Below are 15,837 nucleotides of genomic sequence, written 5' to 3' on the forward strand. Positions count from 1 at the left end.
ATAAATTAATTATAATTCGACTATCAATTATGACATAAAACTCATTTAACCTAAACTATAATATAGATAAATGCTTTAAGGGGGGATGATAGTGTATGTAGAATATTATGCAATTGAAAACTTATTAATAAATTACATTATAATAAGTTGTACATCAATATTAACTAAAAATTATAATTCTAATAAAAAAAAATGGACAGGGGCAATAGTTGGAATGATATACGCTATTGCTTATTTACTTCCAAATTTAGATTTGATTTTTACACTACCCATAAAAATTCTATTGATATTAACTGTTACAAAGATAAGTTTTGAGTATAAAGATTTAAAAAACTATATAAGAATTTTGATTGTATTTTATTTTGTTAATATATTTATAGCAGGAAGTTCATTTTTTATAATATATTTTACAGGAATTAGTCATATGAATATATCCTTAATAATTTTGATATCGTATATAAGTGGAATTATTCTTAAATATATTTATAAAGATATAAAGGAATTAAAATATTTAAATAGTATGAAAAAAGATATAAAAGTATGTATAGACAAAACCGAATTAGAACTTAAGGCTTTAATAGATACAGGAAACTTATTAAAAGACCCCATAACAAAGGATGAAGTAGTAATTATAAGTGCTAATAAATTATATGAAATTTTACCTAAAGGATTACAAAAAATAGATTTAAAAAATATAAGTATTAATACTGTCAATACTGTTATAGATGAGATTGATGAAGATTTATATTATAGAATTAGAATTATACCTGTGAGACAAATAAATGATGAGAATTTAGTAATAGGAATAAAATCAGATTACATAGAAGTAGATGGAAAAAAGATACCTAATGTTATTTTAGGGTTATCAAATTTTAAAGAGGATGGATATAGTGCTATTTTAAATCCACAACTATTAATGGGTATATAATTTTTAAGGGGGAGATCTTATTGAAAAAACTAATAAAATTAAAGACAAAATGTATAAGCTATTTTTTTAAAATTTTATCCAAAATTGGTTTATTAAAACCAAAAGGACTTTATTACTTAGGAGGTGCAAATATATTACCACCGCCTCTTTCAAGCAAAGAAGAAGCTGAATTGCTTAAAAACCTAGAAAGTGATGAGAGTATAAAAACTATTTTAATTGAAAGAAATCTTAGGTTGGTAGTTTATATATCTAGAAAATTTGAAAATACAGGAATTGATGTGGAGGATTTGATATCTATAGGGACTATTGGTTTAATAAAAGCTGTAAATACATTTAAACTAAATAAAAATATAAAATTAGCTACATATGCTTCTAGATGTATAGAAAATGAGATACTTATGTATTTAAGAAAAAATAACAAAAAAAAGTCAGAGGTATCATTTGATGAACCTTTAAACATAGATTTAGATGGAAATGAGCTATTATTATCTGATATATTAGGTACTGAAAATGATGAAATATATAAGTTAATAGAAGAAGAAATAGATAAAGATTTATTAGTTATGGCATTAGATAGACTGTCAGATAGAGAAAAACAAATTATGGAGTTAAGGTTTGGATTAGCTAGTAAGGGAGAAGAAAGAACTCAAAAAGAAGTAGCTACAATGTTAGGTATTTCTCAATCTTATATATCTAGATTAGAGAAAAAAATAATATCTAGATTGAAAAAAGAGATGAAAAAGTTTGTTTAGTATATAAATAATTCTACTTAAAAAGTATAAAAATATATGATATGTAAATAATTGTATAAGAAATACTTTTTAAGAGAGGACTGAGATAAAATGCAAATAAATAAAGTTGAAATCTGTGGAGTAAATACCTCTGAGTTGCCAGTTCTTAAAAATAATCAAATGAAAGAACTTCTTATTAAGATAAAAGATGGAGATGAAGTTGCAAGACAAGAATTTGTAAGAGGAAATTTGAGATTAGTTTTGAGTGTTATACAAAAATTTAATAACAGAGGGGAAAATATTGATGATTTATTTCAAATAGGTTGTATAGGACTTATAAAAGCAATTGATAACTTTGACTTAAGTCAAAATGTAAGATTTTCAACTTATGCAGTCCCTATGATTATAGGTGAAATAAGAAGGTACCTAAGAGATAATAATCCTATAAGAGTAAGTAGATCTTTAAAAGACATTGCATATAAGGCTCTTCAAGTAAGAGAAAAATTAGTAAGATCTAACTCTAAGGAACCAACTGTTTCAGAAATAGCAAAAGAGTTAGAGCTAGATGTAGAAGATGTAGTTATGGCTCTAGATGCTATACAAGATCCTATATCATTATTTGATCCTGTGTATCAAGATAATGGAGATGCAATATTTGTTATGGATCAAGTTCAAGATAAAAAAGATACAGATGAAAATTGGCTACAAGAAATAGCTCTTAAAGAAGCTATAAAAAAACTAAATGGTAGAGAAAGACTAGTATTAGACCTAAGATTTTACAAAGGTAGAACTCAGATTGAAGTAGCTGATGAAATAGGTATTTCTCAAGCACAAGTTTCAAGGATAGAAAAAAATGCATTAAAAAATATGAGAAAATATATATAAATTTTTATGCAAAGGCAAATTAGCTTTTGCATATTTTTTTTATCTATAGAAGACAGCATATCAATTGTAAAAAATTGTAAAACATGCTATACTTTATTGTGTATTATCTTAGAAAAAAGGAGAATTTAATGCTAAGTTCGTCATTATCATATATTTTGATTAGAAGTTTTCCAGAAAGTATACTTTTAATATTAGCTGGGTATATTTTATTTAATTTAGAAATTAATATAATAGATGTTTTAAAAGATTCTATATTGTATTTAACCATTCTAACATTTATTAGGATTATGCCTATAAGTTTTGGTATACATACAGTTTTAAGTATGTTTGTAATAGGTATAATTTTCTATAAATTAAAAAAACAGCCAATTATAACGACTATATTAAATATAGCTAACATTTATATATGTTTAGCAATTAGCGAGGGGATATATATTATTATGGCTAATTGTATTTTTAAAATACCAACAAAAGTTTTAACTGCTAATACAAGTGTACATAGTGCATTATTGGCACTTCCTTCTTTGTTGATATTTATTTTATTAATTACTTTAATGAAATTAATTACTAAAAAGTTAAATAGGGGTTAGGATTATATAATTAATTGGGAGAAAATATATGAGTATCATAGAAAACGTTTCAAATAGTATGGCTACAAAAATTGGACAAAAGACGAATAAGTCAAAAGATGAAATAGAAGTTATGAATTATGGATTGTTCATATGCTTACATACTATTGTTTCTTTTATTATTACTATAATTATAGGAATATTAATAGGAAGATTAAAAGAAATACTTATAATTACTTTAGTTTCATCGAGTTTAAAAAGATGTTCAGGAGGTGTACATGCAACTTCACCTAACAGATGTCTTATAATAGGATTAATATTTAGTGTAATTTTAACTTATATTTGTGGGATATTTAATATATATGGGGATAACCTTATTATGTATTTATCTAGCTTAACAATTATTGCTTTTTGCTATTATATATTTTATAAAAAAGCACCAGTTGGGACTAAAAATAAGCCTCTTAAAAAAGAATCTACTAGAAAAAAACTCAGAAAAAAATTATTTAAATTACTTAATTTATATATAGTTATTATAATTTTATGTATTTTAGTTATGCAAATTAAATTAATAAAATATAACTTAACTAGTTTTATATATTGCATAGAGTTAGGAATTTTATTACAAACAATATCATTAACTAAGCTAGGAGAAACAACTATATTAAAAATAGATTGTTTTCTTAAATAAAAAAATTTTAAGGGGGAGTAAAAATGGACTATTTAATGAATTTATTATCAGATTTTGCAAAATCTTTAGGTAATGGTGCATCTACAATGTGTACTATGGTTTTCTTTGAACCAGAAATGCCAAAATCACTAAGAGAAGAATAATTAATATAAACCATAAGGTATAATCCTTATGGTTTATTAATTAATAAAAGACATTTAGGAGAATATTATGGATGAATTTAATAATATAAGAGACCAGAAAGTATTTGAAATTTTAGCTATAATAAAAGTGATATACATGCTTTTAGGAATGGTAGCTATGATAAGTTCATATACCAATAAAGAAAACTTAAAATATACATTATTTCTTATGTACATAGTAGCAATAATACTTTTATTAATTGTATATTTTATATGGGTATCTAAAAAACAGTATAAAATTATAAATTGTATACCTAAAATAAGGGATAATATAGAGATTCTATTACTTATGTTAATTTCTACCATAATTATAATTTCAACAGGAAAAGAGCAAAGTCCTTATAAATTTTTATATATTTTTATAATAATAATTTCAGCTATACAATTTGGAAAAAATTATGCAATATGTGTTTCTATAATATGTTCTATATTGGTATGTGGAGTAGATATATTATCTATTAAACTTGGAAACTCATTAAATGCACCTGCACAAGAATTACTTATCAAGTACTTTCAAATTGATATAGTTATAGTTAGTGCTTTTTTAGTTACATCATGGATACTTGGGGTGTATGTAAATATAGAAAAAGAATACAGTAAGGAGTTACAAAAACTAGTAAACTTAGATGAATTAACAGGGCTTTATAATCATAGATATTTCCAAGAATCTTTAGAAAATAAAATGAAAATGGCTGATGAAGAAAATACATCTATATCATTATTATTTATGGATATAGATTATTTTAAAAATTATAATGATATAAATGGCCATCAAGCTGGAGATTTAGTTTTGAAAGAAGTGGGTTATATACTTAAAGCAAATATAAAAGAACCTGATGTTGTAGCTAGGTATGGTGGAGAAGAATTTGCAGTTATACTTCCAAATACAACTGAAGAGGAAGCAATAAAGGTAGGAGAAAAAATAAGAGCTAGTATAGAAGAAACTTATTTTTATGGTCAGGAAAATCAACCAAACAAAAATATAACAATGTCAATAGGAGTATCATCATACCCATTAAGGGCTAGCAATAAACATCAATTTATAAATACTGCAGATGATGCATTATACAGAGCTAAATCTTTAAATAAAAATAGAGTAGAAGTATATTACAGTGTTTTAGAAGAAATAGCTGATCATATATATATAGATGAAGAAACAACTAAATCTTTAAAAAGATTTATAAATATGATAAATAAAAAAGATAGATATACATATGGACACACTGAAAGAGTTGTAATATATCTAGGGTGGTTTGCAAGCTATTTAGGATTAAATGAAAAAGATAAATTAAACTTAAAACTAGCTGCGTATCTACATGATATGGGTAAGATTGAAATTCCAGAAGAAGTTTTAAATAAAAAGGAAAAACTTACTGATGCAGAATATGAGTTGTTAAAACAGCACCCAGTTTTAGGTGTGAATTTAATAAGTCATATAAAAGCTTTTGAAGAATTATTACCACTTATAAAGCATCATCATGAAAGGTATGATGGTAGAGGTTATCCAGATAAATTAAAAGGAGAAGAAATACCATACTTGTCAAGAGTTATAGCTATAGCTGATAGTTTTGATGCTATGACATCTCACAGACCTTACAATTTTAGAAAAGGACATGATGAGGCTATAAAAGAACTTAGAAGGTGTTCAGGATCTCAGTTTGATCCAGAGTTAGTAGAACAATTTATAAAAATGATAGAATTAAAAAATAATTAAAAAATGACCAACGAGGTCATTTTTTTTTATCCTTGTACATATTTATTTTTAAGAGGAGGTAGATTATAATATGATTAGAATTTCTGATATAATGGATAAAGAAGTAATAAATGTAAAAAATGGAAAAAGGATGGGATTCATAACAGATATAGATATGGATATAAATGAAGGAAAAATATTATCATTTACTATAATAGGTGATGGAAGTATGAACTTTTTTTCAAGGGCTTCAGAAGGCCAAGTTGTTTTTTGGAATGATATAATAAAAATAGGGTGTGATACTATAATAGTTAATCAAGGTCAAGATCATAGTTTAGATGAATTTAATATATAAAGACACGATGAAGAGGAGGGATAGGCTTGTTATGTCCTTACTGTAACTACAAAGAATCAAAAGTAATAGATTCAAGACATACAGATAGTCAATCAATTAGAAGACGAAGAGAGTGTGAATCTTGTAAAAAAAGATTTACTACATATGAAAAAATAGAGTTAACACCTATAATGGTTATAAAAAAAGATAATAGTAGAGAATATTTTGATAGAAATAAAATAAAAAATGGTATATTAAAATCATCAGAAAAAAGGCCTGTGTCTATAGAACAAATAGAAGATATAATACAATACATAGAAAATGATATAAATAAATGCTATATATCTGAAATTGACAGTAAAAAAATTGGCGAGATGGTTATGGATAAGTTAAAAGATGTAGATGAAGTTGCATATGTCAGATTTGCATCTGTATATAGACAATTTAAAGATATAAATACTTTTGTAAAAGAATTAAAAAACATAATAATGGAGAAAAGGTGATACTATGGAGAACTATATAAGATTTGAAGATGCAACTAAAAAGAGTGATTTTGCAAATTTAGCATTTACAACTATAAATGTAGATATGGCATCTAAAGAAGACAGAAAAAATATTTGTAAAGAACTAAATATGAATTATGATAATTTAACTAACAACAAACAAATACATTCAGATATAGTAAATGTAATAAAAGAAGAAGATATAGGTAAAGTAAAAGAAGGGGATGCTTTAATTACAAACTTAAAAGATACTCCATTATTGATATTTGTTGCTGATTGTGTTCCAATAGCAATTATGGATTCAAATAATAAAGTAGCTGCATTATGTCATGCTGGATGGAGAGGTACTTATTCTAAAATAACTGAAAATACTATAAAAAAAATGAAGAATTTATACAATACAAATCCAAAAGATTTAGTTTGTGTACTAGGTCCATCTATAGGACCATGTTGTTATGAAGTATCAAAAGATTTAATTGAAAAATTTAACACAATCATTACAAATAAAAATGAAAAATTCTATATAATTAAAGAAGACAAGTATTATCTAGATTTATGGAAAGTGAATGAATTAATATTAAAAAATTGTGGAGTTAAAGAAGAAAACATAATTAATTTAAATATATGTACTAGTTGTAATAGTGATAAGTTCCATTCCTATAGAAAACATAATCAAACAACTAAGAGATTAGGGATGATACTTGAAATAAATTAGAGAGGAGCTAACTTAAGATGAATACTAAAGTGCTCGTTATAGATGATGAAAAACATATTGTAGAACTTCTTAAATTCAATTTAGAAACCATGGATTATGATGTATATTCATCATACGATGGATTTGATGGATTTATTAAAGCTAAAGAAATAAATCCTGACTTAATTTTATTAGATTGGATGCTACCAAATATAAGTGGGATAGAACTTTTAAAGAAAATAAGAAGTGATAAGGATTTAAAAAATATACCTGTAATAATGTTAACAGCTAAAAATGTTGAAAGTGATAAAATAGATGGACTAAATGCAGGTGCAGATGATTATATAACTAAGCCTTTTAGTATAAAAGAATTATTAGCTAGAAGTAACTCGGTTTTAAGAAGATATAATGTAAATAATAACCTTCCTAAAGAAACTATATTAAGTGTTGGGAATCTAAAGTTAGATTTACAAAAACATGAAGTAATTAAGGGAAATGAAAAAGTTGATTTAACGTTTAAAGAATTCGAACTATTAAGATTGTTATTAGAAAATAAAGGGAAAGTTTTATCTCGAAATTATTTATTAGACAAAATATGGGGATATGAATATTATGGAGAAACTAGAACAGTAGATGTACATATACGATATTTAAGAAAGAAAATAGAAGGAAATAGTGAAGATGAAAAGTATATAGAAACTATTAGAGGAATTGGTTATAAAATAGATTAAGGAGCATTTATTATGGAAAATAGTAATATATATTTCTTTATTTTTTTAATATCAATAATAATTTCTATAATATCGATAAGATATGCTATGAATCTTAGAAATTACTTAAAGGAATTTCTAGCTGTTTCTAAAAAAATAAGTAACAAGGAATTTCATACAAAAATAAATATCTCTGCAAAAGGAGAATTAGGACAATTAATTGACAATTTTAATTATATGATAGATACTATAGATACAACAATTCAAGAAGTTCAATATAAAAACTTACAATTAAAATCTATAGTAAAAAGTATATCACATGGTATTTTAGCTATAGATATAAATGGAAATGTATTATTAATAAATAAAGAAGCTAAAAATATAATAAAAAGTTCAAATGATCAAGTTATAGAAGGCAAGAATATAAATCATGTAATAAAAGATAATAAAATATTATCTGAAATATCTAAATTCATAGGTTCTAAGAAAACAAAAATGAAGCAAATTACTAATGATGAAGATATAGTATACAATATAAAACTAGATCCAATTTATTTACAAAGTAGCAAAAATGTTATAATAGGTTCTATAATAAATATAGAAAACATTACTGAGAGAGTAAGATTAGAAAATATGAGAAGTGACTTTGTAGCAAACGTGACTCATGAATTAAAAACTCCTTTAACATCTATAAGTGGTTTTGTAGAGACTCTTAGAATAAATGAAAATATTGATAAAAACACTAGAGATAGATTTTTAGGAATAATTGAAACTGAATCTGATAGATTAAAGAGACTTATAGATGATATTTTACTTCTTTCATCTATTGAAAATAAAGATACTATATGCGCTGAAAAAGTAAATGTGCTGAGTGTGTTTAAAGAAGTATATGATTTAACTATTATTTTTGCAAAGTCAAAAAATATAGATTTAAAATATAAATTTGAAGATGAAGATATTATAATTAATTGTAATAAAGATTATATAAAACAAGTATTTTTAAATTTAATAGATAATGCTATAAAATACACTCCAAATGGAGGGTTTGTTGAAACAATTATTTGTAATAATGAAAAAGATATATGTATAAAAGTTAAAGATAATGGAATTGGAATATCAAAAGATGATAAGTGTAGAATTTTTGAAAGATTTTATAGAGTAGATAAAGCTAGGAGTAGGGCAGTTGGAGGAACTGGACTTGGACTAGCTATAGTGAAACATATAGTAAAATCTTTAAATGGTTCTATTGATATTAAAAGTGAATTAAACATAGGAACTGAATTTATAGTTACTATACCTAAAAAAAATTTCCTTAATTAAGGAAATTTTTTTTTGTTTTTGTACAAAATAAATGTAATGAAAACAAAAGGAGGAAATAATATGGATGATGCTACATTATTTAGGCGTGCATTTGGGGTGGCTTTAATATTAGGTGTTTTATCTAGGCTTATAGTGTTAAGACTGGTAAATAAACAACAACCTACACAACCTCAAGATTATATTGAACAATTAATTTTATCATTTATTGCATCAGCACTTGGGGCAGTAGCTTTTCCTGCACTATTAGATAAAGAATTTTCAGCTTTAACTTTTTTAGCTATAGGTATACAACAATTTCAAGAAGTAGCTAATGAAGAAGAAATTACACTATCAAATTTAGAAAATACAGAATTGATATCAAAAGGAACAACTTATATACATGAGATATCAAAAGAATATGAAGTAAGAAATTTTTTAAGTATTTTTTCATCATTAGCAGCATCTATTACATTTATTTTATGCAATAATAAGTTGAATTTTAATTTCATTATGTGTGTGATATCATCGGCTATAGCAACTATAATAGTAGGTTATATATTTAAAAAAATATTATCTAATAAAAGTTTAGAAGACATTGTTGATGTTGAGGTCGTACCTATAGAATTTAAAGGACCTTTAATGTTAGTAAATGGAGTAGGTATAACGAATATAGGTCTTGAAGATTCAAGAAAAAAATACCTAAAAAAAGGTATTGGATTTAAAGTTATACCTAAAGATATGGTATCTGCAGGTATAATTGGAGACCCTGCTCAACAACAAGCTATGATACATAATGTATATTTGCATATGGGAATAGACAGAGATGTAGATGAGCCTGAATTTATACCTATAGCAAGAACAAATCCAGAAGATGGATCCGTAAATTTTGGATTTATACCACTTGTTAAAGATATAGATTTAACTGTTGAAGCTATAAAAAGTACACCTATACTAGATAGTGCAAAAGGAAATAACAATGCATATAGTAAGAACAATAAAAATAAAAAATCCTAAGAGGTGGAATATATGAAAGGAATTTTTTTAATAGGTATATTAATAGGAATTATTTCAAGGATAATAACACTTAAAACAGATAGAAAGCAGTATCCAACAGAACCTAATATGTTAGTTTCACAAATTGTGTTAGCGGTAATAGGATCTGCATTAGGAGCTATGGTAGTTCCTGCATTAATGCAAAAATCATATACATCTGTAACTTTTTTATCTTTAGCAGCAAGTCAATTTAGACAAGTTAGACATACTAAGAGAAGTTCACTAATGGATATGGAAAAATCTCTTTTAGTAAAGCGTGGAGAAGGATATATAGAAGAGATAGCTTTAACTTATGAGGTTAGAAGTTATACTTGTATATTAACAGCACTTACTACATCTGCGGTTTATCATCTTGCAAAAACAGAATTATATTTAGATGAATTTCCAAGTATTATACTAGGTTCTATTGCAGGTATAGCATTGGCACTTATATTTAAAAAGCTATTTGTAAGAGAAAGTATAGGATCTATAGCAGAGGTGGTTCCAGCTAAAATATCTTTTGATGGACCATTATTAAAAGTTAATGATGTTGTTATTTCAAATATAGGATTAGAGTCATCGAGACAAAGATATTTAGATTATGGTCTAGCCGTAGAAATAATACCTAAAAAAGGAAGTTATATAAGCTCTGGTATAATATTAAACCCTGGACAAAGACAAACTTTAGCTAATATAGCATACTCAAGATTAGGGATAATGAGAACACCTGATGAGCCAGATTTTATACCGCTTTTAAGAAGAAACCCTAAAAATGAAAGCTTAGTAATGCCTTATATACCACTTGAAAAGGATATTGATAAATTAATAGCAGCAGTTAAGAGTACTCCTATAATAGAAAATGCAAGAGGAAACAACTGGGCTTTAAAAAGATTTACTATAAAACAATAAAAAGGAGTGTTATTAATGAATGTAGGTATAACTGATACAACGCTAGCTATTGTTACTATTGATAAAGATATGAAATCTTCAATTTTTCCTGTGTTTTATGCAGAAAATGAAAAAGAATTACAAGATAGAGCTTTAATAATATCTAAAACTATGGGTGGAATGGTACATGATGTACTCAAGGGAACTCTAATAATAGTAAGACATTAAAGGTACCGGTAATGGTACCTTTTTATTGACTATTTCAAATAAAACATGTTAATATAATGTGATGTACTTAAAAGGAAAAGTGGTGAAATTTATGGAAGTAAACGTAAAAAATGTAAATAATATAATAAGTAAAGTATATAAAGACAGTATTGCATACGAGTTAGGCATAGAAGTTGGAGATTTACTAATTTCTATAAATGATCAACCTATACATGACATAATAGAATATAAATTTTTATTAAGTGATGAGTACTTAGAAGTTGAAATAAAAAAGAAAAATAATGAAATATATATATATGAAATAGAAAAAGACTATGATGATGATTTAGGTATAGAATTTACAAATCCTATAATAGATAAAGCAAAAAGTTGTAGAAATAAATGTGTATTTTGTTTCATAGACCAGTTACCAAAAGGAATGAGAGAAACCCTTTATTTTAAAGATGATGATTCAAGATTATCATTTTTACAAGGTAATTTCGTAACTCTTACAAATATGAGTGAAGAAGATATAAATAATATAATTAAATATAGAATAAGTCCTATAAATATATCTGTTCATACTACAAATCCAGAACTAAGACAAACTATGATAAAAAATAAGTTTGCAGGTAGATTATATGAAATTATGAAAAGATTAGCTGATGCACAAATACAAATGAATTGCCAGATTGTTTTATGCCCAGGGTATAATGATAAAGAAGAGTTAGAAAGAACTATATCAGATTTAACAAAATTATATCCATATGTAAATAGTGCAGCTGCTGTTCCTGTAGGTATAACTAAACACAGAGAACATCTTCCTCATTTAGAAATATATAATGAGAAAACAGCAGGTGAAACAATTGAATTAGTTCATAAGTTACAAGAAAAGTATCTTAAAGAACTAGGAACTAGGTTTATATTCTTATCTGATGAGTTTTACATGATAGCTAATAAAAAACTTTTAGAATATGATGAGTATGAAGGGTTCATACAATTTGAAAATGGGGTTGGTATGATAAGGAAATTAGAAAGAGAAATAAAAGATTACTTAGAAACTATACCTCAAGAAAAAATGAATATAACTAAGAAAGTATCTATAGCTACAGGACATTCAGCATATGAGTTTATAAAAGACATGGCAAATTGTATAATGCAAAAGTGTAAAGGTGTAGAAATAAAGGTATATAAAATAATAAATAATTTCTTTGGTGATACAATAACTGTAGCAGGATTAATAACAGCAACAGATATAATAGATCAATTAAAAGAAAAAGATTTAGGACAAACTTTATATATACCAAGAAGTATGCTTAAGGCAGATGAAGAAATATTTTTAGATAATATAACTTTAGAAGAATTAAAAAACACAATGAATATTGAGATAGTTCCTTGTTTAAATGAAGGAAAAGATTTCGTTGATAAGATATTAAAATAAGAAGGGAGATTATTATGAGTGATAATAGACCAGTAGTTGCAGTAGTAGGAAGACCTAATGTTGGTAAATCAACATTATTTAACAAATTAGCAGGAAAAAGAATATCGATAGTAGAAGATACTCCAGGAGTAACAAGAGATAGAATATTTACAGAGGTTGAATGGTTAAATAAATACTTTACACTTGTTGATACTGGAGGTATAGAACCAGACAGTAATGATATAATATTATCTCAAATGAGAAATCAAGCAATGCTTGCTATGGATATGGCACATGTTATATTATTTGTCGTTGATGGAAAAGCTGGGCTTACAGCAGCAGATAAAGAAGTAGCTCAAATGTTAAGAAAAACTAATACACCAGTTATATTGGTTGTAAATAAAATTGATAGTCAAAGACAATTTGATAATGTATATGATTTTTATGAATTAGGATTAGGAGTTCCATTTGCGATATCTAGTGCAAATAGTATGGGACTTGGAGATTTACTTGATGAAGTTGTAGCTAACTTCCCAGAAGGATTAAATACAGAGTATGACGAAGATATAATAAGAGTAGCTATAACAGGTAAACCTAATGCTGGTAAATCATCTATATTAAACAATATATTAGGAGAAGAAAGAGTTATAGTAAGTCCTATAGCAGGAACAACTAGAGATGCAATTGATACTTATTTAGAAAAAGGAGATCATAAGTTCCTTTTAATAGATACTGCAGGACTTAGAAGAAAAAGCAAAATATACGAAAATGTAGAAAAATATAGTGTAATAAGATCTATGAGTGCTGTAGATAGAGCTGATGTAGTACTTATAGTTATAGATGCAGAACAAGGAGTAACAGAACAAGATACTAAAGTAGCAGGTATTGCTCACGATGAAGGTAAAGCTTGTTTATTTGTAATAAATAAATGGGATCTAATAGAGAAAAATGACAAAACTATGAGTCTATATACTAAAGAAATAAGAGAAAAATTCCCATTCATGGCGTATGCTCCAATAGTTTTTGTATCTGCAAAAACTAATCAAAGAATGAATAAAATTTTAGAAACAGTAGTATATATAGCTGAAGAACATGCTAAGAGAGTTCCAACATCAACTTTAAATGATGTAATAGGAGAAGCTGTACTTCTTAATCAACCACCTTCAGATAAAGGTAAGAGATTAAAGATTTACTATGGGTCTCAAACAGGAACACAACCACCTAAGTTTACTTTATTTATAAATGATAAGGAGCTTACTCACTTCTCATATCAAAGATATCTTGAAAATAAAATAAGAGAAAACTTTGGATTTGAAGGTACACCTGTTAGATTTGATTATAAAGAAAAGAGAAGATAAGAATTAGAGGGATGATTATGATAAATTACCTAATTATAATTATTATTTCATATTGTATAGGAAGTATATCTACTTCCTATATAATAGCTAAGAGAATGATGGGCGTTGATATAAGAACACAAGGCTCAGGAAATGCTGGGTCAACAAATGTTTTAAGAACTTTAGGAAAAAAAGCTGGAATAATGACTTTCGCAGGTGATTTACTAAAAGGTGTAATTGCTGTATTTATAGCTAAATTTATAGCATACCTTGCTCATATGGATGCAAGTAATGCAGCTTATATAGCAGTTGTAGCTGTTGTAATAGGACATAATTGGCCAGTTTTCTTAGGATTTAGAGGTGGAAAAGGAGTTGCTACGTCTTTAGGTGCTATGATAGCTGTAAATCCAATAATAGCTTTAAGTTGTTTTGCATTTTTTATACTTATAGTATATATAACTAAGTATGTTTCTTTAGGGTCTGTAGTTAGTATATGTACATCTCCTATAATAATGCTTTTTATAGGAAATTATAAAGGCTTAGCTGTTACACTATTTTTATCTATATCAGTAATATTTAAGCATAGAGAAAATATAAAAAGATTGTTAAATGGAACAGAAAGAAAAATAGGAGATAAAAAATAATACTTTGTTTGTACCTAGGGGGTGTTTCTATGGAAAAAATATGCGTATTAGGAGCTGGAAGCTGGGGAACTGCATTAGCTCTTGTAGTAGCTAAAAAAGGTTATAATGTTTCAATGTGGACTCTAAGCGAAGATCAGTGTCAAAAAGTAAATAATACTAGGGAAAATACAGATTATCTTCCTGGAGTTAATATACCACAAAATATACATATTACTACTGATTTAGAAGAAGCTATAAATGATAGCTCTGTAATAGTATTAGCAGTACCTTCACAAGCAATAAGAGATATATGTAAGAAAATAAAACCATATGTGAACAAAAACCAAATATTAGTTGATGTTGCTAAAGGTTTAGAAAAAGGAACTGGATTAAGACTTTCACAAGTGTGTGAAACAGAATTGCCTGAATGTAAATATGTTGTTCTTTCAGGTCCATCTCATGCAGAAGAAGTATCTAGAGATATACCTACTACTGTAGTTGTAGCATCGAAAGATTTAACTACTGTAGAAAAAATACAGGACATATTTATGAGTCCTAAGTTTAGAGTTTATACTAATCCAGATGTAGTTGGAGTTGAGCTTGGTGGAGCTTTAAAAAATATAATAGCATTTGGAGCAGGTATATGTGATGGATTAGGATATGGAGATAATGCTAAAGCAGCTCTTATGACTAGAGGTATAAGAGAGATAAGTAGACTTGGAGTAGCAATGGGAGCCAAAACATCTACTTTCTCAGGATTATCAGGTATAGGAGATTTAATAGTAACTTGTACTAGTATGCACAGTAGAAATAGAAGAGCCGGAATACTTATAGGACAAGGTAAAAGCTTGGATGAAACGCTAAAAGAAGTAAAAATGGTTGTAGAAGGAATTACAGCTACAGAAGTTGCTTATGAAGTTGCTAAAAATTTAAATATAGAAATGCCTATAACTAATGCTATTTATTCTGTGTTACATAAGGGTGCTAATCCAGATGAAGTAGTTGATGAGTTAATGATGAGAAATAGAACTCATGAAGTTGAAGAGGTAGTTGAAGAGAAACTAGACATTTAAGTCTAGTTTTTTTTTGTTTTTGTAATATTATTTTAAAT

19 protein-coding genes are annotated in these 15,837 nt (G+C 26.5%); all 19 read left to right on the forward strand.

Features of this window, described 5'->3' with window-relative positions; genetic code table 11:
- Positions 1–91 precede the first annotated feature (91 nt).
- The 19 genes from ABFX13_RS00265 to ABFX13_RS00355 all read left to right on the forward strand — a co-directional run bounded on the left by ABFX13_RS00265 (position 92) and on the right by ABFX13_RS00355 (position 15,799).
- Positions 92–928: a sigma-E processing peptidase SpoIIGA gene (locus ABFX13_RS00265; protein WP_346040949.1), complete on the forward strand. Its 837-nt coding sequence runs from the start codon at positions 92–94 to the stop codon at positions 926–928.
- Positions 929–960: 32 nt separating this feature from the next.
- A complete protein-coding gene (gene sigE / locus ABFX13_RS00270; RefSeq protein WP_428833830.1) occupies positions 961–1,680 on the forward strand; it encodes an RNA polymerase sporulation sigma factor SigE in 720 nt (239 codons plus the stop codon).
- Between the two features lie 90 nt (positions 1,681–1,770).
- Complete coding sequence (gene sigG / locus ABFX13_RS00275; RefSeq protein ID WP_346040953.1) at positions 1,771–2,544, forward strand: RNA polymerase sporulation sigma factor SigG; 774 nt, start codon at positions 1,771–1,773, stop codon at positions 2,542–2,544.
- Positions 2,545–2,672: 128 nt separating this feature from the next.
- Positions 2,673–3,134, forward strand: a complete 462-nt coding sequence (locus ABFX13_RS00280) for a hypothetical protein (protein ID WP_346040955.1) — start codon at positions 2,673–2,675, stop codon at positions 3,132–3,134.
- Positions 3,135–3,162: 28 nt separating this feature from the next.
- Complete coding sequence (locus tag ABFX13_RS00285; protein WP_346040957.1) at positions 3,163–3,804, forward strand: accessory gene regulator ArgB-like protein; 642 nt, start codon at positions 3,163–3,165, stop codon at positions 3,802–3,804.
- Between the two features lie 23 nt (positions 3,805–3,827).
- Positions 3,828–3,947, forward strand: coding sequence for a cyclic lactone autoinducer peptide (locus ABFX13_RS00290; RefSeq protein ID WP_346040959.1), 120 nt, complete (start codon positions 3,828–3,830; stop codon positions 3,945–3,947).
- A gap of 67 nt (positions 3,948–4,014) precedes the next feature.
- Positions 4,015–5,700 carry a bifunctional diguanylate cyclase/phosphohydrolase gene (locus ABFX13_RS00295; protein ID WP_346040961.1) on the forward strand — a complete coding sequence of 562 codons (1,686 nt, stop codon included), beginning with the start codon at positions 4,015–4,017 and terminating at the stop codon, positions 5,698–5,700.
- A 70-nt stretch (positions 5,701–5,770) separates the two neighbouring features.
- Positions 5,771–6,034 carry a YlmC/YmxH family sporulation protein gene (locus ABFX13_RS00300; RefSeq protein ID WP_346040963.1) on the forward strand — a complete coding sequence of 88 codons (264 nt, stop codon included), beginning with the start codon at positions 5,771–5,773 and terminating at the stop codon, positions 6,032–6,034.
- 26 nt (positions 6,035–6,060) lie between these two features.
- The gene (gene nrdR / locus ABFX13_RS00305; RefSeq protein WP_147543150.1) at positions 6,061–6,516 is read left to right on the forward strand and encodes a transcriptional regulator NrdR; all 456 of its coding nucleotides are present in this window, start codon (positions 6,061–6,063) and stop codon (positions 6,514–6,516) included.
- Positions 6,517–6,520: 4 nt separating this feature from the next.
- Positions 6,521–7,231, forward strand: a complete 711-nt coding sequence (gene pgeF / locus ABFX13_RS00310; protein WP_346040965.1) for a peptidoglycan editing factor PgeF — start codon at positions 6,521–6,523, stop codon at positions 7,229–7,231.
- Positions 7,232–7,248: 17 nt separating this feature from the next.
- Entirely contained in the window at positions 7,249–7,941 is a 693-nt protein-coding gene (locus ABFX13_RS00315; protein WP_346040967.1) for a winged helix-turn-helix domain-containing protein, read from the forward strand.
- Positions 7,942–7,953: 12 nt separating this feature from the next.
- Entirely contained in the window at positions 7,954–9,240 is a 1,287-nt protein-coding gene (locus ABFX13_RS00320; protein WP_346040969.1) for a HAMP domain-containing sensor histidine kinase, read from the forward strand.
- Positions 9,241–9,300: 60 nt separating this feature from the next.
- Positions 9,301–10,233, forward strand: a complete 933-nt coding sequence (locus tag ABFX13_RS00325) for a YIEGIA domain-containing protein (protein WP_346040971.1) — start codon at positions 9,301–9,303, stop codon at positions 10,231–10,233.
- Positions 10,234–10,245: 12 nt separating this feature from the next.
- Positions 10,246–11,160, forward strand: a complete 915-nt coding sequence (locus tag ABFX13_RS00330) for a YIEGIA domain-containing protein (protein ID WP_346040973.1) — start codon at positions 10,246–10,248, stop codon at positions 11,158–11,160.
- A gap of 15 nt (positions 11,161–11,175) precedes the next feature.
- Positions 11,176–11,367, forward strand: a complete 192-nt coding sequence (locus ABFX13_RS00335; protein ID WP_147543156.1) for a capping complex subunit for YIEGIA — start codon at positions 11,176–11,178, stop codon at positions 11,365–11,367.
- Positions 11,368–11,458: 91 nt separating this feature from the next.
- Complete coding sequence (locus ABFX13_RS00340) at positions 11,459–12,787, forward strand: DUF512 domain-containing protein (protein ID WP_346040976.1); 1,329 nt, start codon at positions 11,459–11,461, stop codon at positions 12,785–12,787.
- A 14-nt stretch (positions 12,788–12,801) separates the two neighbouring features.
- Positions 12,802–14,124: a ribosome biogenesis GTPase Der gene (der, locus tag ABFX13_RS00345; protein ID WP_346040978.1), complete on the forward strand. Its 1,323-nt coding sequence runs from the start codon at positions 12,802–12,804 to the stop codon at positions 14,122–14,124.
- 11 nt (positions 14,125–14,135) lie between these two features.
- A complete protein-coding gene (gene plsY, locus ABFX13_RS00350) occupies positions 14,136–14,747 on the forward strand; it encodes a glycerol-3-phosphate 1-O-acyltransferase PlsY (protein ID WP_346040980.1) in 612 nt (203 codons plus the stop codon).
- 29 nt (positions 14,748–14,776) lie between these two features.
- Entirely contained in the window at positions 14,777–15,799 is a 1,023-nt protein-coding gene (locus ABFX13_RS00355) for an NAD(P)H-dependent glycerol-3-phosphate dehydrogenase (protein ID WP_346040982.1), read from the forward strand.
- The last annotated feature ends 38 nt before the right edge of the window (positions 15,800–15,837 follow it).

The sequence above is a fragment of the Paraclostridium tenue genome (genome assembly GCF_039521565.1).
Taxonomy (GTDB): domain Bacteria; phylum Bacillota; class Clostridia; order Peptostreptococcales; family Peptostreptococcaceae; genus Paraclostridium; species Paraclostridium tenue.